Annotated in this window: 17 protein-coding genes; 10 read left to right on the forward strand and 7 right to left on the reverse strand. The window is 69.3% G+C overall.

Features of this window, described 5'->3' with window-relative positions; genetic code table 11:
• The first annotated feature begins 20 nt into the window (after positions 1-20).
• From katG to IE246_RS08230, 4 genes are all read left to right on the forward strand, one after another.
• Positions 21-2,237 carry a catalase/peroxidase HPI gene (gene katG / locus IE246_RS08215; protein WP_189988471.1) on the forward strand — a complete coding sequence of 739 codons (2,217 nt, stop codon included), beginning with the start codon at positions 21-23 and terminating at the stop codon, positions 2,235-2,237.
• Positions 2,238-2,354: 117 nt separating this feature from the next.
• Entirely contained in the window at positions 2,355-3,101 is a 747-nt protein-coding gene (locus IE246_RS08220; RefSeq protein ID WP_189988472.1) for a GntR family transcriptional regulator, read from the forward strand.
• Positions 3,067-3,864, forward strand: coding sequence for a phytanoyl-CoA dioxygenase family protein (locus tag IE246_RS08225; RefSeq protein ID WP_189988473.1), 798 nt, complete (start codon positions 3,067-3,069; stop codon positions 3,862-3,864). The genes IE246_RS08220 and IE246_RS08225 overlap by 35 nt, the downstream gene beginning before the upstream one ends.
• A 20-nt stretch (positions 3,865-3,884) precedes the next feature.
• The gene (locus IE246_RS08230; protein ID WP_189988474.1) at positions 3,885-5,246 is read left to right on the forward strand and encodes an NAD(P)H-dependent oxidoreductase; all 1,362 of its coding nucleotides are present in this window, start codon (positions 3,885-3,887) and stop codon (positions 5,244-5,246) included.
• A 132-nt stretch (positions 5,247-5,378) separates the two neighbouring features.
• On the opposite strand, the gene arsC is transcribed toward IE246_RS08230, so the two are convergent.
• The gene (arsC, locus tag IE246_RS08235; RefSeq protein ID WP_189988475.1) at positions 5,379-5,726 is read right to left on the reverse strand and encodes an arsenate reductase (glutaredoxin); all 348 of its coding nucleotides are present in this window, start codon (positions 5,724-5,726) and stop codon (positions 5,379-5,381) included.
• Between the two features lie 69 nt (positions 5,727-5,795).
• Between arsC and IE246_RS08240 the strand changes: the two genes are divergently transcribed.
• The gene (locus IE246_RS08240) at positions 5,796-6,365 is read left to right on the forward strand and encodes a GNAT family N-acetyltransferase (RefSeq protein ID WP_189988476.1); all 570 of its coding nucleotides are present in this window, start codon (positions 5,796-5,798) and stop codon (positions 6,363-6,365) included.
• On the opposite strand, the gene IE246_RS08245 is transcribed toward IE246_RS08240, so the two are convergent.
• Positions 6,352-7,149 (reverse strand): enoyl-CoA hydratase-related protein, encoded by a 798-nt coding sequence (locus IE246_RS08245; RefSeq protein WP_189988477.1) that lies wholly within the window; start codon positions 7,147-7,149, stop codon positions 6,352-6,354. The two genes, IE246_RS08240 and IE246_RS08245, sit on opposite strands and share 14 nt — an antisense overlap.
• A gap of 19 nt (positions 7,150-7,168) precedes the next feature.
• Positions 7,169-7,792, reverse strand: coding sequence for a class I SAM-dependent methyltransferase (locus IE246_RS08250; RefSeq protein ID WP_189988478.1), 624 nt, complete (start codon positions 7,790-7,792; stop codon positions 7,169-7,171).
• A gap of 75 nt (positions 7,793-7,867) precedes the next feature.
• Here IE246_RS08250 and IE246_RS08255 point away from each other — a divergent pair, with 75 nt between their 5' ends.
• Entirely contained in the window at positions 7,868-8,422 is a 555-nt protein-coding gene (locus tag IE246_RS08255; protein ID WP_189988479.1) for a PAS domain-containing protein, read from the forward strand.
• A 5-nt stretch (positions 8,423-8,427) separates the two neighbouring features.
• On the opposite strand, the gene IE246_RS08260 is transcribed toward IE246_RS08255, so the two are convergent.
• Positions 8,428-9,150: a ribonuclease activity regulator RraA gene (locus IE246_RS08260; RefSeq protein WP_189988480.1), complete on the reverse strand. Its 723-nt coding sequence runs from the start codon at positions 9,148-9,150 to the stop codon at positions 8,428-8,430.
• Between the two features lie 112 nt (positions 9,151-9,262).
• Here IE246_RS08260 and IE246_RS08265 point away from each other — a divergent pair, with 112 nt between their 5' ends.
• From IE246_RS08265 to IE246_RS08275, 3 genes are all read left to right on the forward strand, one after another.
• Entirely contained in the window at positions 9,263-10,273 is a 1,011-nt protein-coding gene (locus IE246_RS08265; RefSeq protein WP_189988481.1) for an aldo/keto reductase, read from the forward strand.
• A gap of 2 nt (positions 10,274-10,275) precedes the next feature.
• Positions 10,276-10,701, forward strand: a complete 426-nt coding sequence (locus IE246_RS08270) for a GNAT family N-acetyltransferase (RefSeq protein ID WP_229836675.1) — start codon at positions 10,276-10,278, stop codon at positions 10,699-10,701.
• Between the two features lie 61 nt (positions 10,702-10,762).
• Positions 10,763-11,881, forward strand: a complete 1,119-nt coding sequence (locus IE246_RS08275) for a glycine cleavage T C-terminal barrel domain-containing protein (protein WP_189988482.1) — start codon at positions 10,763-10,765, stop codon at positions 11,879-11,881.
• Between the two features lie 46 nt (positions 11,882-11,927).
• On the opposite strand, the gene typA is transcribed toward IE246_RS08275, so the two are convergent.
• On the reverse strand, positions 11,928-13,757 hold the full coding sequence (typA, locus tag IE246_RS08280) for a translational GTPase TypA (protein WP_189988483.1): 1,830 nt from the start codon (positions 13,755-13,757) through the stop codon (positions 11,928-11,930).
• A gap of 165 nt (positions 13,758-13,922) precedes the next feature.
• Here typA and IE246_RS08285 point away from each other — a divergent pair, with 165 nt between their 5' ends.
• Positions 13,923-14,753, forward strand: coding sequence for a substrate-binding periplasmic protein (locus IE246_RS08285; RefSeq protein WP_189988484.1), 831 nt, complete (start codon positions 13,923-13,925; stop codon positions 14,751-14,753).
• Between the two features lie 40 nt (positions 14,754-14,793).
• Here IE246_RS08285 and IE246_RS08290 read toward each other — a convergent pair whose 3' ends face one another.
• Both IE246_RS08290 and IE246_RS08295 read right to left on the reverse strand, forming a co-directional pair.
• Positions 14,794-15,972: a M24 family metallopeptidase gene (locus IE246_RS08290; RefSeq protein WP_189988485.1), complete on the reverse strand. Its 1,179-nt coding sequence runs from the start codon at positions 15,970-15,972 to the stop codon at positions 14,794-14,796.
• Positions 15,973-16,093: 121 nt separating this feature from the next.
• The gene (locus IE246_RS08295) at positions 16,094-16,870 is read right to left on the reverse strand and encodes a LamB/YcsF family protein (protein ID WP_189988486.1); all 777 of its coding nucleotides are present in this window, start codon (positions 16,868-16,870) and stop codon (positions 16,094-16,096) included.
• Positions 16,871-16,912: the final 42 nt, after the last annotated feature.

The following is a 16,912-nucleotide window of genomic DNA, read 5'->3' on the forward strand; positions in this document are numbered from 1 at the left end:
ATCCATTTCGGGAGGTATTTATGGACGGAAACGAACATCCCAGCGCCAGTGGCTGCCCGGTCCTGCACGCACCCAACATGTCGAAATGGGTGACCAACCAGGATTGGTGGCCGAACCGGCTGAACCTGAAGCTCCTGCGCCAGAACTCCGACAAGTCCGACCCGATGGGCAAGGGCTTCAACTACGCCGAGGCGTTCAAGAAGCTCGACTACGCGGCCCTGAAGAAGGACCTCACCGCGCTGATGACCGAGTCGCAGGACTGGTGGCCGGCGGACTACGGTCACTACGGCGGGCTGTTCATCCGGATGACCTGGCACGCCGCCGGTACCTATCGCACCGGCGACGGTCGCGGTGGCGCCGGTACCGGCCAGCAGCGCTTCGCCCCGCTGAACAGCTGGCCCGACAACGGCAACCTGGACAAGGCGCGCCGGCTGCTGTGGCCGATCAAGCAGAAGTACGGCAACAAGATCTCCTGGTCCGACCTGCTGGTGCTGGCCGGCAACGTCGCCATGGAATCGATGGGCTTCAAGACCTTCGGGTTCGGCGGCGGCCGTCCCGACGTGTGGGAGCCGGAAGAGGACGTCTACTGGGGCTCCGAGACCGAGTGGCTGGCGACCAGCGACAAGCCGAACAGCCGCTACTCCGGTGAGCGTGATCTCGAGAACCCGCTCGCGGCCGTGCAGATGGGCCTGATCTACGTCAACCCCGAGGGCCCGGACGGCAAGCCGGACCCGCTGGCGTCGGCCCGCGACATCCGCGAGACCTTCGCGCGTATGGCCATGAACGACGAGGAGACGGTGGCGCTGACGGCCGGCGGTCACACCTTCGGCAAGGCCCATGGCGCCGGTCCGGCGTCCCATGTGGGCCCGGATCCCGAGGGCGCCCCGATCGAGGCGCAGGGCTTCGGCTGGCTGAGCAGCTACAAGTCCGGCAAGCTCGACGACGCGATCACCAGCGGCATCGAGGGGGCGTGGACGCCGAACCCGACGCAGTGGGACAACGGCTACTTCGACATGCTGTTCGGCTACGAGTGGGAACTGGTGAAGAGCCCCGCCGGCGCCTGGCAGTGGCATCCCAAGGACGTCGCCGAGAAGGACATGGCGCCATCGGCCGGTGATCCCTCGAAGAAGGTCACCACCATGATGACCACCGCCGACATGGCGATGCGCATGGATCCGGCCTACGAGAAGATCTCGCGGCGGTTCCACGCCAACCCGGACGAGTTCGCGGACGCCTTCGCCCGCGCGTGGTTCAAGCTGACCCACCGTGACATGGGGCCGATCGCCCGCTATCTGGGCCCGGAGGTGCCGGACGAGCAGCTGATCTGGCAGGACCCGGTTCCGGCGGTCGACCATCCGCTGGTCGATGCGAACGACGTCAAGAAGCTCAAGGCCGACATCCTGGCCACCGGCCTGTCGGTCTCCGAACTGGTCTCGGTCGCCTGGGCTTCGGCCTCGACCTTCCGCGGATCCGACAATCGCGGCGGGGCCAACGGTGCCCGGATCCGTCTGGCGCCGCAGAAGGACTGGGAGGTCAACGAGCCGGCGCAGTTGGCCAAGGTGCTGGATGCCCTCGAGGGCGTCCGCAAGGCGTTCAACGACGGCCAGTCCGGCGGCAAGAAGGTCTCGCTCGCCGACCTGATCGTCCTGGCCGGCTGCGCGGCCGTCGAGCAGGCCGCGAAGGCCGCCGGCCACGCCGTGGAGGTGCCGTTCACGCCGGGACGCACCGACGCGACCGAGGAGCAGACCGACGTCGACTCGTTCGCCGTCCTCGAGCCGATCGCCGATGCCTTCCGCAACTACGAGAAGGGCAAGTACACGGTGTCGGCCGAGGAGCTGATGATCGACCGCGCCCAGCTCCTGACGCTGACCGCGCCGGAGATGACGGTCCTGCTCGGCGGCATGCGCGTGCTGAACGCCAACTTCCAGCGCTCGCAGAACGGCGTGTTCACCGACCGTCCGGAGACCCTGACCAACGACTTCTTCGTGAACCTGCTCGACATGGGCACGGCGTGGTCGAAGGCTCCCGGCAAGGAGGACGTGTTCGAGGGCCGCGACCGCAAGACCGGCCAGGTGAAGTGGACCGGCACCCGGGTCGACCTGATCTTCGGCTCGAACTCCGAGCTCCGGGCGCTGGCCGAGGTCTACGCCCAGGACGACGCGAAGTCGAAGTTCGTGACCGACTTCGTGGCCGCCTGGAACAAGGTGATGAACGCCGACCGTTTCGACCTCGCCTGATACCAGGGGAGAACGACAGAGTTGAGGGCCGCCCGTCTGGGCGGCCCTTCGCTTTTTGGGTAGGTTGACTCCCGGAACGAACCAATATTGAATTCAGAATTCCAAGGGAGGCATCTGTTGGAACTGCGCGCCCTCGATTCCCGACCGGTTCTGATCGACCAGGTGTATGAGCGCCTGGTCGACGCCATCGCGGCCGGGGCGCTTCCGCCCGGCCACCGGCTGCGGCAGGAGCAGCTCGCCGCCGATCTCGGGGTGTCCCGCCAGCCGGTCAGCCACGCCCTGGCCATGCTGAAGAACGCCGGCCTGGCGGTCGAGCAGGGCGTTCGCGGGCTAGTCGTGGCCCCGGTCGACCCGGACCGGCTTCACCAGCTCTTCCAGGTCCGTGCGGTGCTCGACGGCCTCGCCGCCGGCCTGGCCGCCGGGCGGGTCGCCGCGGACCCGTCGATCGACACCTCGGAACTCCAGAGCTGCATCGAACACGGGTTCGCCGCCGAGCTCGGGCGCGACATCGCCACCGCGGTCGACTGGGACATGCGGTTCCACGCGGCCGTCAACGCCCTGTCGGGCAACCCCGTCCTGTCCGAAGTCGCCGAGGCGCAGCGGCCGCAGATCCGGCGGGTGATGGTGGTGATCAAGTTCGATCCGGCGATCGCCGAGCGGATCTGGCGCGAGCACGCCGGGATCGCCGACGCGATCAGGGCCGGCGATGTCGAGAAGGCCGGGACCCGGGCCCGGGAACACGCCTTGAAGGCGGGAGAGGAAACCCGCCAACGGCTGATCGACCAGGCTCGGTCGATTGCCGGCAAGCTCAACAAAGGGACGAAACGCCATGCAACTCGATCAAGGTCAGCTCGAGCGGTTTGACAAAGAGGGCTACCTGTTCCTGCCGAACACCTTCACGGCCGACGAGGTCGGGGTGCTGCGGCGGCGGGCCGACGCGATCTTCACGATGGACCGCGAGGAGGTCTGGCGGGAGAGCTCCGGTGTCGCCCGCACCGCCTTCGCCGCGCACAAGTACGACGAGGGATTCCGGCGCCTGGGCGCCCACCCCCGGCTGGTCGAGCCGGTGATGCAGCTGCTCGACGGGCCGGTGTACATGCACCAGTTCAAGATCAACGCCAAGGCCGCCTTCGACGGCGAGGTCTGGCAGTGGCACCAGGACTTCGGCACCTGGCACCGCGACGACGAGATGCCGGAGCCGCGGGCCATGAACATCGCGCTGTTCCTCGACGAGGTGAGCGCCGTCAACGGCCCGCTGATGTTCATTCCCGGCAGCCACAAGGGTGGCACCCTGCAGGCCGGGCACGACCTGGCGACCACCAGCTATCCGCTGTGGACGCTGTCGCGCGACGAGGTGACCCGGCTGGCGAACGAGGGCGGCTGCGTCGCACCGACCGGGGCTCCCGGATCGGTGATCATGTTCCACGGCAACCTGGTGCACGCCAGCCCGCCGAACATCAGCCCGTTCCCGCGGACCATCGTCTATCTGAGCCTGTGCCACGTCGACAACCACATCCGGGCGTTCAAGCGCAAGGAGTGGATCGCCCATCGCGACTTCACGCCGATCGCGCCGCTGCCGGACGACTGCCTGGCCGAGCTGGTGAAGCAGGAACGCCAGGCAGCCTGACAAGGGCGACGGAGGAAGCGATGAACCTGTCCCGCATGCTCGCCAAGCGGGCGGAAGACGGCAATCCGGTCCGGGTCGGGATCATCGGAGCCGGCAAGTTCGGCGCCATGTACCTGTCGCAGGCCCGGCTGACCAAGGGCACCCACGTGCTCGGCATCGCCGACCTCGACGTCGCGCGGGCCAAGGACCAGCTCCGGCACATCGGCTGGGAGGCGGAACGCTATGCCGCGAGCGGCTTCGCCGACGCCCTCGCCAACGGCTCGACCTTCGTCACCGACGATGCCGAGGCGCTGATCAGGGCCGACGGGCTGGAGGTGCTGATCGACGCCACCGGCGATCCGGCGGTCGGCATCAGGCACTGCCTGATGGCGATCGAGAACGGCCGCCACGTGGTCATGGTCAACGTCGAGGCCGACGTGGTCGCCGGACCGCTGCTGGCCGCCAAGGCCGAGGCGGCCGGGGTCGTGTACAGCATGGCCTGGGGCGACCAGCCGGCGCTGATCTGCGAGCACGTCGACTGGGCCCGCTCGGTCGGCTTCAAGGTGGTGTGCGCCGGCAAGGGCACGCGCTACCTGCCGCGCTACCACGAGTCCACGCCGGACACCGTCTGGGAGAACTTCGGCTTCGACCTGGAGATGGTGAAGCGCGGCCGGATGAACCCCAAGATGTTCAACAGCTTCATCGACGGGACCAAGTCCGGGATCGAGATGTCGGCGGTGTGCAACGCGACCGGGCTCCGGCCGCAGGCCGACGGGCTGCACTTCCCGCCGTCGTCGCGGCTCGAACTGGCCGAGGTCTGCAAGCCGAGATCGGCCGGCGGCCAGGTCGACTTCGCCGGCACTACCGAGGTGGTGTCGTCGCTGTACCGCGACGGCTCCGAGGTGCCGGTCCACCTGCAGTTCGGCACCTACGTGGTGATCGAGGCCGAGACCGACTACGCGACCTGGTGCTTCGAGGAGTACCGGATGCTGCACGACAGCTCGTTCCGGTACGCCGCGCTGTACCGCCCGACCCACATGATCGGGCTGGAACTCGGCGTGTCGGTCGCCTCGGCAGCGCTCCGCAAAGATCCGACCGGCTGTCCGATCGGCTTCCATTCGGACGTGGTGGCGACCGCCAAGCGCGACCTGAAGGCCGGCGAAATGCTGGACGGCGAGGGCGGATACTGCGTCTGGGGCAAGCAGACCCCGGCCGAGACCTCGCTGGAGAACGGCTACCTGCCGCTCGGCCTCGCCCACAACGTCAAGCTGCTGCGCGACATCAAGCAGGGCGAGCCGCTCGCCTGGGCCGACGTGCAGGTCGACGAGACCTCCCAGGCGGTGAAGGTGCGGCGCGAGATGGAGGCCCGGTTCGCCCGCCCGAACGTGCGGGCGGCCGAGTAGGTGGGCTCGTAGGCCCCGGATCGCCGCAGGCCCCGGATCGCCGCTGCGCGCCGTCCGGGATGAGGAACGTCAGGCCCGCATCCCGGCCGGAGCGGCGCCGCCGCGGAGAGCCGGGACCCGGCCCTGCGGGAGCTACAGGATGCGCAGCACCGCCTCGGGCGGGCGGCCGAGCGCGACCTTGTCGCCGTTCACCACGATCGGCCGCTCGATCAGCACCGGGTTCTCGACCATCGCCATGATCAGCTCGCCGCGGGTCAGGGCCGGGTCGTCGAGGTTGAGTTCCTTGTAGGGCGCCTCCTTGTGGCGCATCAGGTCGCGCGGCTGCATGCCCAGCGCCCGCAGCAGGCCGTCCAGCACGACCGCCGACGGCGGGTGCTTGAGGTACTCGACGATCTCCGGATCGTGCCCGTGGTCGCGAAGCAGCTGCAGGGTCTGCCGCGACTTCGAGCAGCGCGGATTGTGGTAGATGCGGATCGACATCGGCGGCTTCCCCGGACGGTTTCGGCGACTCTAGCAAGCATAGTCGGCTCAGCCTATTGTCGCGCCGCCATGACCGACATCATTCCCATCGAGACCGATCGCCTGATCCTGCGCGCCTGGCGCGACGAGGACCGGGCGCCGTTCGCCGCGCTCAACGCCGACCCCGAGGTGATGCGGTACTTCCCGAAGCTTCTGAGCCGCGAGGAGAGTGACGCGCTTGCCGCTCTGGTGGTCGAGCGAATGGCCGAGAACGGCTGGGGCTGGTACGCCGTCGAGGTGAAGGGCGGCGAGCCGTTCGCCGGGTTCGTCGGCCTCAACGTGCCGGGCTACCCGATCCCGTGCGGGCCGTGCGTCGAGGTCGGCTGGCGCCTGGCCCGGTCGGCCTGGGGCAAGGGCTACGCCAGCGAGGCGGCGCGGGCCTGCCTGGGCTTCGGTTTCGGCCGGCTCGGCCTGGACGAGATCGTGTCGTTCACGGCCGTGGGCAACACCCGCTCCCGCGCCGTGATGGAACGGCTCGGCATGACCAGCGACCCGGCCGACGACTTCGAGCACCCGTCGCTCCCCGACGGACACCCGCTGCGGCGGCACGTCCTCTACCGGATCGGTGCCGCCACCTGGGCCGGGCTCAGCGGCCGGTGAAGTTCGGCGGGCGCTTCTCCAGGAAGGCGTTCACGCCCTCGCCGTAGTCGTAGGAGAACCCGCATTCGCGCTGCAGGTCGCGCTCCATCGCGAGCTGGGTGTTGAGGTCGTTGCCGAGTGCGGCCCGCATCAGCCGGCGGGTGCCGACCACCGCTTTCGGCGGCAGGGCGGACAGCCGTTCGGCGAGCGCCAGGCCGGCCTGCGGCAACTCGGCGAACTCGACGACCTGCCAGGCGACGCCCCAGGCCTGCAGCTTTTCGGCGTCGATCGGCTCCATGGTCAGCGCCGCCGCCAGCGCCCGGCCTTCGCCGATCAGTCGGGGCAGGTGGTGCGTCACCCCGGCGTCCGGCACCAGGCCGATCCGGGCGAACGAGATCACCATCGAGGCGGAACGGGCTGCCACCATGACGTCGCCGGCCAGCGCCAGGCCGGCCCCGGCGCCGGCGGCGACGCCGTTCAGCGCCGTGACGATCGGCATCGGCAGGTCGCGCAACCGGCGGATCAGCGCGTTGTAGCTCTTCTCCAGCCCGGCCCCGAGATCGCGGACCGGTCGGCCGTCCTTCGGCGGCATGCGGGCGGATAGATCCTGTCCCGAGCAGAAGGCTCGGTCGCCGGTACCGGTCAGGATCAGTGCCCTGGCGTCGCCGCCGCGCTCCAGGGCCGACAGCGCGTCGCGCAGTTCTTCGTGGACCGTGTCGTTCACGGCGTTGCGCTTCTCCGGCCGGTTCAGGGCGATCCGGGCGATGCTGCCGATCCGGTCGACGACGATGGTCTCGTAGCTCATGGGGGCCTCGGGCTCGATGTCAGGCGGCGGGTGCCGCGAAGCGGAAGTTGAGTCGGACGAACGTCACACCGGGCGTTCCGAGATCGGCGCTGTGGGTGCTTCGGGCGATCTCCTCGAAGCCGTGACGGGCCATCTCGGCGCTGATGACGTCGGGGTCGCAATCGTGCATCGGCCGGTCGGCCGGCGAGGGGCCCTGACGGACCGCCATCGATACCGCGGCACCCGGGGCGGCGAGGGCGGCGAGCGCCGCGCACGCCCGGTCGCGGTCGGCCGGCGGGACGTGCATCCACACCGCGTTCACCAGGATGAATCCGAAGCGCGCGCTCCGGGCGCGGACGGTTGCGAGGTCCGGCAGGCGGTCGTCGACCCACTCGACCGGGGCATTCGGGAACAGGCGCACCGCTTCGGCCCGCATGCCGGCCGACGGCTCGACCGCGACCACCCGGTAGCCGAGTTCGGCCAGCCCGACGGCGTGGACGCCGCTGCCGGCGCCGATGTCGAGGATCGGGCCCGGCGGGGCCGGCAGCAGGTCCCGGTGGCGCTTGATGAACCGCTCGGCCCCGAGACCGGCATAGCGCGGCGCCAGGTCGGCGGCGGCCCGATCGTAGTCGGCGATCGCCTGCTCGACTGTCGGTCCCGTCATTCCATGTTCCTTTCTCGGTTCGGCTGCGGCGTGCTAGGTCAGGTCGGGGGCGCTAGCCTAGCCGAAGTATCGTCGATGCCCATCACCGAAGCCGATTTCTCGCATGTCGAAGACGACCGTTTCAGACGTCTTCTGGCCTACTGGCTGGAAGCGCGGGGCGGGGCCGTGGTTCCGCCGGTCGATGCCATCGACCCGGTCCGGTTCCCGTTCCTCCTGGAACAGGTCTGGCTGTGCGCGGTCGAGGAGAATCCGAGGAAGTTCCGCTATCGGCTGACCGGCGACCACATCCGGGCCGCGTACGACGCTCCGCTGGTCGGGCGGACGCTGAACGAAGTCACCGAGCCGTCGGTGGCGGAGCGGGTGCTGGGCTACTTCAACCTCGTCGTCGACCTGCCGGCGATCGTCCATGTCATCGGCCGGATCTACAGCGAGGACGCACGGCCGGCCCGCGGCGAGCGGATGATCCTGCCGTTCGCCGACCCGGGGACCGGCCGGGTCACCCGGATCCTCGGCGCCACGATCCACTCCTGGGAGTCGCGCGGGATCGGCACCGGCGAGGTTCCGGTCCGGCAGGTCCGGACCTTCACCCCGGCCGACGGCAGCCCGGCCTGGTGCGAGAGCTGGCTGTAGCGGTCTCAGCCCTTGCTCTTGCGCCACTCCTCGTAGCGCGCCTTGGTCTCGGCGTTCGGCGGATAGGTGCCGCGCAGCGGCTTGCCGGACCGGACCTCGCCGATGATGAACTCTTCCAGCTGCTCCTGCTCCCAGGCGTCGTTCGCCACCTCGTCGGCGAGATGCCGGGGGACAATCACCACGCCTTCCAGGTCGCCGACGACGATGTCGCCCGGGTAGACCGGAACGCCGCCGCAGCCGATCGGCTCGTTCAGGGTCTCGACCGCATGGTGCTTGATCAGATTGGTCGGCGCCGACGGGGCGCCGATATAGGCCGGGATGTCGAACTCTGCGATCTCGGGCGAGTCGCGCAGGCCGCCGTCGCTGACGAGGCCGGCCGCGCCCCGCACCATCAGTCGGGTGACCAGGATCGAGCCGGCGGACGCCACACTGGCGTCGCCACGGCAGTCCATGACCAGCACATGGCCCTCGGGACAGGTCTCGATCGCCTTGCGCTGCGGGTGGTCGTAGTCCTGGAACACGTCCAGCGTGTCGATATCCTCGCGCGCCGGGATGTAGCGCAGGGTGAAGGCCGGTCCGACCATCGAGCGGTCGTGGGCGGCGGTCAGCCGGCTGACTCCCTGGATGAACACGTTGCGCAGGCCGCGCTTGAACAGTTGCGTGGTAAGGGTGGCGGTGCTGACCGAGGCGAGCTTGTCGCGGGTCTCGGCTGAAAGGGGCTCGGTCATGGCGTTCGTTCGCTCCCGGGCTTGCATGGCTTGCGCACTTGTATGATGACTTCGATCCGAGCACGGGGCTCGGCCGGACACAAGGGGCAACGGAGCCCGGAAGGAGATCGCCATGGACTACCGCACGCTCGGCCGCTCCGGCCTCAAGGTGTCGCCGCTCTGCCTCGGCGCGATGATGTTCGGGGGGCCGACCTCGGAGGCCGACAGCCGGGAGATCATCGCCGCCGCCCGCGACCTGGGGGTCAACTTCATCGACACCGCCGACGCCTACAACGGCGGCGAATCCGAGCGTGTCGTCGGCCGCGCTATCGGCCCCGAGCGCGACCGCTGGGTGCTGGCGACCAAGCTGGCCAACAAGCTCGGCGACGACCCCAATTCCGGCGGCCTGTCGCGGCGCTGGGTGCAGATGGCCTGCGACGCCAGCCTGAAGCGGCTCGGCACCGACGTCATCGACATCTACTACCTGCACAAGGAAGACCATTCGACGGCGCTGTCCGAGACGGTGACGGCGCTGGGCGACCTGATGAAGGCCGGCAAGATCCGCTACTTCGGGGTGTCGAACTACCGGTCCTGGCGGGTCGCCGAGATCTGCAGCATCTGCGACCGCCTCGGCATCGACCGGCCGATCGTGAGCCAGCCCTACTACAACGCCATGAACCGCATGCCCGAGGTCGAGCACCTGCCGGCCTGCGGCTACTACGGCCTCGGCGTCGTGCCGTACAGCCCGCTGGCCCGTGGCGTGCTGACCGGCAAGTACGCGCCGAACGTGACGCCGGAGGAGGGCACCCGCGCCGCCCGCCAGGACCGCCGCATGATGCAGACCGAGTGGCGGCACGAGAGCCTGGAGATCGCCCAGAAGATCAAGGCGCACGCCGAGGCCAAGGGCGCGACCCCGATCGACGTCGCGGTGCAGTGGGTGCTGAACAACCGGCTGGTCACCGCCAGCATCGCCGGGCCGCGGACCATGGAGCAGTGGCAGTCCTACGCCAAGGCCCTGGACTACGCCTTCACCACGGAGGACGAGGCGCTGATCGATGGCCTGGTGGTGGCCGGACACCCGTCGACCCCGGGCTACAACGATCCGCAGTACCCGATCGAGGGACGGAAGCCGCGGATCGGCTAGTGATGCCGGCGTCCCGGCTGCGCCTGGCCGACAGGTCGGACATCCCGGCATTGATGACCATCCGGTCGGCGGTCCGCGAGAATGTTCTGAGCGATCCGGCCAAGGTGCCGGCCGGGGCCTATTGCCCGTTCATCGATGACCGGGGGCTCTGGCTCTGGGAGGAGGCGGGCCGGGTTCTCGGATTCGCCGCCGCGGATCCGGCGAATGGATCGGTCTGGGCCCTGTTCGTGGATCCGGCCGAGGAAGGGCGCGGCATCGGCCGGGCGCTCCTGTCGACCGTCCTGAGCGACCTCAGGCGTGCCGGTTGGGCCCGGGCTCGGCTTTCGACGCAGCCAGGATCCCGGGCCGAGCGGTTCTATCGCCGGGCCGGCTGGCTCGACGCCGGAATCGCGGCCGACGGCGATCTCATCCTGGAAGCCGCGCTCTGAGACGACGGAGGCGCGGCGGGGGTGCGAACAGGCTCTCCACGGGCACAGAGGAACAAAATCGATGGCGTTTCAGATCCACATCGGCCCCAACATCCGCAAGTCGCCGTACTTCGACGCCACGGTCGCCGACGGGGTGCGCTCGTTCTCCGTCTACAATCACATGTACATCCCGGGAAATTTCGGAGACCCGGAGGCGGAGTACCGCCGGCTGCTCGAAGGCGTCGCCATGTGGGACGTCGGCGCGCAGCGCCAGGTGGAGATCGTCGGCCCGGATGCCGGACGCCTGGTCAGCTACCTCACGACGCGGGATCTGTCGGGTACCCGGGCAGGGCAGGGGCGATACGTCCCGCTGTGCAATCACGACGGCATCCTGATCAACGACCCGGTGCTGCTGAAGTTCGACGAGATGCGCTACTGGCTCTCGATCGCCGACAGCGACATCGCGCTGTGGGCGGACGGAATCGCGCGCGAGCTTGGCCTGGACGTCCGCGTCTTCGAACCCGATGCCGCGCCGATGGCGATCCAGGGCCCGAAGGCCGCACAGGTCGCCCGGGACCTGTTCGGTGCCTGGGTGGACGACCTGAGGTACTTCTGGTTCCGGGAGACCGAACTGGCCGGCATCCCGCTGGTCGTGGCGCGGTCCGGCTGGTCGAAGCAGGGCGGCTTCGAGCTCTATCTGCTCGACGGCTCGCGCGGTGGCGAGTTGTGGGACCGGGTCAAGCGGGCCGGAAGCCGCTACGATATCGGCCCCGGGGCGCCGAACGACCAGGAGCGGCTGGAGAGCGGGCTGTTGTCCTACGGGGCCGACGCCCGCTACCAGCAGTACCCGGCCAACCCGTTCGAGCTGGGCCTCGGCGGCATGGTCCATCTCGACCGGCCGGACGCGTTCGTCGGGCGTGACGCCCTTCGAGCGATCCGCGACACCGGGATCAAGCGGCGTCGGGTCGGGCTGTTCGTGGAGGGCGAGGCGGTGTCCGGCAACGGCCACCCGTTGGATCTCGTGCTCGGGACCGATGTCGTCGGCACCGTCTGCGAGGTCGGCTACTCGCCGCGCCTCGAGCGCAACATCGCCGTCGCCCTGCTGAGCAACGACGTGGTCGACGGCGAGACCGGCCTGTCGGTTCGGCTCGACGCAACCGACAGGCGTCGCGCGACCGTCGCCGGCCTGCCGTTCCTGTGAATGGCGGTCCCCGGGGACGCCGGTCGCGGCGTTCCCGGGCCCCTCGTCAGGCGCTCTCGGCAGCTGCGCGTTTCGCCATTCGCTTGCGCTCGTGCGGATCCAGGTAACGCTTGCGCAGGCGGATCGATTTCGGGGTGACCTCGACCAGCTCGTCGTCCTCGATGTACGGGATCGCCTTCTCGAGGGTCATTCGGATCGGCGGCGTCAGGATCACGTTCTCGTCCTTGCCGGCGGCCCGGAAGTTGGTGAGCTGCTTGGCCTTCAGCGGGTTGACGTCGAGGTCGTTGCCCTTGTTGTGCTCGCCCAGGATCATGCCGGAGTAGACCTTGTCGCCCGGTCCGACCATCAGCGGGCCGCGATCCTCGAGGTTGATCAGCGCGTAGCTCTGGGCCTCGCCCTGCTCGGTCGAGATCAGCACGCCGGCCCGGCGGCCCGGGATCGTGCCCTTGTACGGGGCGTAGGTGTGGAACACCCGGTTCATGATGCCGGTACCGCGGGTCGCGGTCAGGAACTCGCCATGATAGCCGATCAGGCCGCGGGCCGGGGCGTGGAACACCAGCCGGGTCTTGCCGGCACCCGCCGGCTTCATCTCCAGCAGGTCGCCCTTGCGCTGGGTGATCGCCTCGATCACCGGGCCGGTGTAGTCGTCGTCGACGTCGACCACGACCTCGTCGATCGGCTCCTGGCGCTGGCCGGTCTCGGGGTCGGAGCGCATCAGCACGCGCGGGCGGCTGATCGACATCTCGAAGCCCTCGCGGCGCAGCTGCTCGATCAGCACCGCGAGCTGCAGCTCGCCGCGGCCGGCGACCTCGTAGGCGTCCTTGTCCTCGGTCTCGCGCACCCGGATGGCGACGTTGCCCTCGGCCTCGCGGAACAGCCGGTCGCGGATCAGGCGCGAGGTGACCTTGTCGCCCTCGCGGCCGGCCAGCGGGCTGTCGTTCACCGAGAAGGTGACGGCGATGGTCGACGGGTCGATCGGCGCAGCGGCGATCGCCTGGTTGACCTCGGGGGCGCACAGGGTGTCGGCGACGGTGGCCTCGGAGAACCCGGCGATGGCGACGATGTCGCCGGCATGGGCCTCCTCCAGCGGCGTCCGCTCGAGGCCGCGATAGGCCAGGATCTTGGAGACGCGGGCACGCTCGATCTCCTGGCCGTCCCGGTCCAGGGCCTTGATGTGCGCCGCCTGCTTGATGGAGCCGGACAGGATGCGGCCGGTCAGCAGCCGGCCGAGATAGGGGTCGGCCTCCAGCGTGGTCGCCAGCATCCGGAACGGCGCGTTCTCCTCGATGGTCGGCGGCGGCACGTGCGCCACGATCCGCTCGAACAGAACGCTCATGTCGCTGCCGATCTCGTCCGGCGTCTCCGACGCCCAACCCTGCTTGGCGGACGCGAACAGGGTCGGGAAGTCGAGCTGCTTGTCGTCGGCGCCGAGGGCCGAGAACAGGTCGAACACCTCGTCCTGGACTTCGTAGGCACGCTGCTCCGGCTTGTCGACCTTGTTGATCACCACGATCGGCCGCAGCCCGAGGGCCAACGCCTTGCCGAGCACGAACTTTGTCTGCGGCATCGGGCCTTCGGCGGCGTCGACCAGCAGCAGGGCGCCGTCGACCATCGACAGGATGCGCTCGACCTCGCCGCCGAAGTCGGCGTGGCCCGGCGTGTCGACGATGTTGATCCGCGTGTCCTTCCACGGCACCGAGGTGCACTTGGCGAGGATGGTGATCCCGCGCTCGCGCTCGATGTCGTTGGAATCCATCGCGCGTTCCGCCACCTGCTGGTTGGCGCGGAAGGTGCCGGACTGGCGGAGGAGGACGTCGACCAGCGTGGTCTTGCCGTGGTCGACGTGCGCGATGATCGCGACGTTGCGCAGCTGCATGTAGGGTTTCCGTAGCGGAGAGTTGCGCGGAATGTACTCACGTTTTGCTGCATTGCAAGATCAGTCGTCGCGACAGTCGATCCCGAGCGGGAGTCCGGCTGCTAGATTTCGTTCGTCGCAGGCAGTTTTCCTGATGCCGGCGACCAGCTCTTGCGGGAGGGAACCATGCGACGCCGAATGACACCGGCGGCGATCCTGCCGGCGGCGATCCTGCCAGTGGCGATGCTGCTGGCGGCGATCCTGCTGACGACGGCGGCGGTAGCGCGACCGGCCGCGGCGCGCGACGCCCTGACGGTCGGGCTGAACGATCGCGGGGCCCACCCCTATGTCGTGGGCGAGGGGGAGGCGCTGGCGGAGCCGCCCGGATTGACGGTCGAACTGATGCGGGAGGTCGGGCGGCATCTCGACATCGACATCCGGTTCGTGCGGATGCCCGGGCTGCGGGTTCTGACCGAGCTCAAGGCCGGCCACGTCGACGCGGCGCTTCTGTACTCCCACAGCCCGGACAGGGAGACCTTCGGCGTCTACCCGATGCGGAACGGCCGGCCCGACCCGTCGCGTCGCCTCGCCACCCTGTCCTACACGCTCTACAAGCCGCGTGGCAGCGCGCTGGACTGGACCGGCGAACGGTTCGTCAACCTGGACGGGCCGATCGGCGCCAACCTCAACTATTCCATCGTCCGGGACCTCAGGGAGCTCGGGGCAAGTGTCGTCGAACTACGGACGACCGCCGACAGTTTCCGGATGCTGCGGGCCGGGCGCATCGACGGGGTCGCGGATCACGAGGCGGTCGCCGACGCCTACCTGACGACTGCCGGCATCACCGGGGTCGAGAAGGTCGGCCCGCCGCTGCGCGAGAAGCCGTACTACCTGATGCTGAGCCACCAGTACGTTTCGGGACACCCGGAGCGGGCCACGGCGATCTGGGACCTCGTCGGCGAGCTGCGCGACCGGATCCTCCGGGACGCGATGCCGAAATACCTGGACCAACCCTGACCGCCCGACGGGGACCGCGGCAGGGAGCCGCGTAGGCGGCTCAGGTCTTGACGACCAGCGGGCGCGGGAAGTCGCACAGGCATTCGGCGCCGGTCTCCGTGATCAGGAAGCACTCCGAGATCTCGATCCCGCAGTCGTCCAGCATCAGGCCCGGGATCATGTGGAACGCCATGTTCGGCCGGATCACCGTGCGGTCGCCCGGGCGCAGGCTCATGGTGTGCTCGCCCCAGTCCGGCGGGTAGTTGAGGCCGACCGAGTAGCCGATGCGGCTCTCCTTCTCGAAGCCGGACTTCGCCAGTTCCCGGCGCCAGGCCTGTTCGACCTCCTCGCAGGTGGCGCCCGGCCTGGCCGCCTCCAGCGCAGCGGCGATGCCGTCGCAGATCACCGCGCTGGCGTCGGCCAGCTTCTGCGGGGGCTTGCCGAGCGAGACCGTGCGCGCCATCGGGCAGTGGTAGCGCCGTCGGGTGCCGGCCAGTTCCAGGATCGTCGCTTCCCCGGTCTTGAACCGTTCGTCCGACCAGGTCAGGTGCGGGGTCGACGCCCCTATCCCGGTCGGCAGCATCGGCACGATCGCCGGATAGTCGCCGCCGACACCGCCGGCGCCGCGGATCTGGGCGTCGTAGATCGCCGCGACGGCATCGCATTGCCGGGTGCCCGGGCTGACGTTCTCGATGCCGACCGCCATCGACCGCTCGACGATGCGGGCGGCTTCGCGCATGTAGGCGATCTCGGCCGGCGACTTGATGCTGCGGCACCAGTTCACGAGGTTGTTGGCGTTGACCGCCCGGCAGTTCGGCAGCCCGGCCTTCAGGTGCTCGTAGGCCATCGGCGAGAAATAGTAGCTGTCCATTTCCAGGCCGAGCGAACCCTTGGCGATGCCCCGCCGGCCCATCTCCTCGGCGACCCAGTCCATCGGGTGCCGGTCCGGCTGCTGCACGTAGTGGTCCGGATAGCCGAGGATGTTGCCGTGATCGAGGTAGGTGGTGACCTTGCCGGCGTTGGCGTCCATGCCGCGCACGATCAGCACCGGCTCGTCGAGCGCCTGGGCCACCAGCAGGCATTGCGGGGTGTAGAACGACCAGCCGTCGTAACCGGTCAGCCAGCACATGTTGGCGGGCTCGGTGACCACCAGCACGTCGATGCCGGCATCGGCCATCCGTTTCCTGGCGGCCGCGACGCGGGCCTGATACTCGGCCTTCCCGAAGGCGGGACTGGTCATGGCGCTCGAACCTCCTGCTGTGCTTCTCCCGGCAACCTTTGCGGGGCAGCGAGCGTCCCGCTGTCCTGCGGGCGACGGTTCTGGGCGGCGGCGCTTCAGTCCGTCGCCGGCGGACCGGCGTTCAGGACAGCCCCAGCTCCGGGAGGGTGACGACCGCCACGCCGGCCCCCTCGAGCCCGTTGCGCACCGCGGTCGCCAACTCGACGGCGGTCGGGCCGTCTCCATGCACGCAGATGCTGTGCACTTCGGCCGGGATCCGCTTGCCGCTGGTCGACACCACTTCCTGGTCCTCGACCATGCGCAGCACGCGCTCGACCGCCTCGGCCGGGTCGTGGACCATCGCGTTCGGCAGCCGCCGCGGCGTCAGGTCGCCGTCGTCGGTATAGGTGCGGTCGGCGAACACTTCCGACGCGTAGGTCAGGCCGGCCTTGCGGGCGGCGTTCAGCAGCTCGGAGCCGGTCGGCACCAGGAAGATCAGCGACGGGTCGACCGCCTTCATGGCCCGGGCCACCGCCATCGCCAGGTCGGCATCGACGGCCGCCATGTTGCCGAGCGCGCCGTGGGTTTTCAGGTGGGTGACCTTCATGCCGTTGGCGGCGGCGATCGCCTGCAGGGCGCCGATCTGGTAGATCACCATGCGTTCGACGTCGCCGGCCGGCATCGCCATCGCGCGGCGGCCGAAGCCCCACAGGTCGTTGAAGCCGGGGTGGGCGCCGACCGACACGCCCTTCTGCTTGGCCAGCTTGCACACCCGGTCCATGACGTTCGGGTCGCCGGCGTGGAAGCCGCAGGCGACGTTCGCCGAGGTGACGATGTCGAGCAGGGCGGTGTCGTTGCCGATGTCGTAGGCGCCGAAGCCCTCGGCCATGTCGGCGTTGAGATTGACCTTGCGTGTCATGCGTTGCTCAGCCTAGGGATCGTGGAGCCGGTGCCGCGCCGC

Source organism: Thalassobaculum fulvum, from assembly GCF_014652915.1.
Taxonomy (GTDB): Bacteria; Pseudomonadota; Alphaproteobacteria; order Thalassobaculales; family Thalassobaculaceae; genus Thalassobaculum_A; species Thalassobaculum_A fulvum.

Bases quoted from the DNA above. Each gene is read 5' to 3' on its own strand.
- katG (WP_189988471.1), top strand. From the start codon at position 21: ATGGACGGAAACGAACATCCCAGCGCCAGTGGCTGCCCGGTCCTGCAC.
- IE246_RS08225 (WP_189988473.1), top strand. From the start codon at position 3,067: ATGCAACTCGATCAAGGTCAGCTCGAGCGGTTTGACAAAGAGGGCTAC.
- IE246_RS08230 (WP_189988474.1), top strand. From the start codon at position 3,885: ATGAACCTGTCCCGCATGCTCGCCAAGCGGGCGGAAGACGGCAATCCG.
- arsC (WP_189988475.1), bottom strand. From the start codon at position 5,726: ATGTCGATCCGCATCTACCACAATCCGCGCTGCTCGAAGTCGCGGCAG.
- IE246_RS08240 (WP_189988476.1), top strand. From the start codon at position 5,796: ATGACCGACATCATTCCCATCGAGACCGATCGCCTGATCCTGCGCGCC.
- IE246_RS08245 (WP_189988477.1), bottom strand. From the start codon at position 7,149: ATGAGCTACGAGACCATCGTCGTCGACCGGATCGGCAGCATCGCCCGG.
- IE246_RS08250 (WP_189988478.1), bottom strand. From the start codon at position 7,792: ATGACGGGACCGACAGTCGAGCAGGCGATCGCCGACTACGATCGGGCC.
- IE246_RS08255 (WP_189988479.1), top strand. From the start codon at position 7,868: ATGCCCATCACCGAAGCCGATTTCTCGCATGTCGAAGACGACCGTTTC.
- IE246_RS08260 (WP_189988480.1), bottom strand. From the start codon at position 9,150: ATGACCGAGCCCCTTTCAGCCGAGACCCGCGACAAGCTCGCCTCGGTC.
- IE246_RS08265 (WP_189988481.1), top strand. From the start codon at position 9,263: ATGGACTACCGCACGCTCGGCCGCTCCGGCCTCAAGGTGTCGCCGCTC.
- IE246_RS08270 (WP_229836675.1), top strand. From the start codon at position 10,276: ATGCCGGCGTCCCGGCTGCGCCTGGCCGACAGGTCGGACATCCCGGCA.
- IE246_RS08275 (WP_189988482.1), top strand. From the start codon at position 10,763: ATGGCGTTTCAGATCCACATCGGCCCCAACATCCGCAAGTCGCCGTAC.
- typA (WP_189988483.1), bottom strand. From the start codon at position 13,757: ATGCAGCTGCGCAACGTCGCGATCATCGCGCACGTCGACCACGGCAAG.
- IE246_RS08285 (WP_189988484.1), top strand. From the start codon at position 13,923: ATGCGACGCCGAATGACACCGGCGGCGATCCTGCCGGCGGCGATCCTG.
- IE246_RS08290 (WP_189988485.1), bottom strand. From the start codon at position 15,972: ATGACCAGTCCCGCCTTCGGGAAGGCCGAGTATCAGGCCCGCGTCGCG.
- IE246_RS08295 (WP_189988486.1), bottom strand. From the start codon at position 16,870: ATGACACGCAAGGTCAATCTCAACGCCGACATGGCCGAGGGCTTCGGC.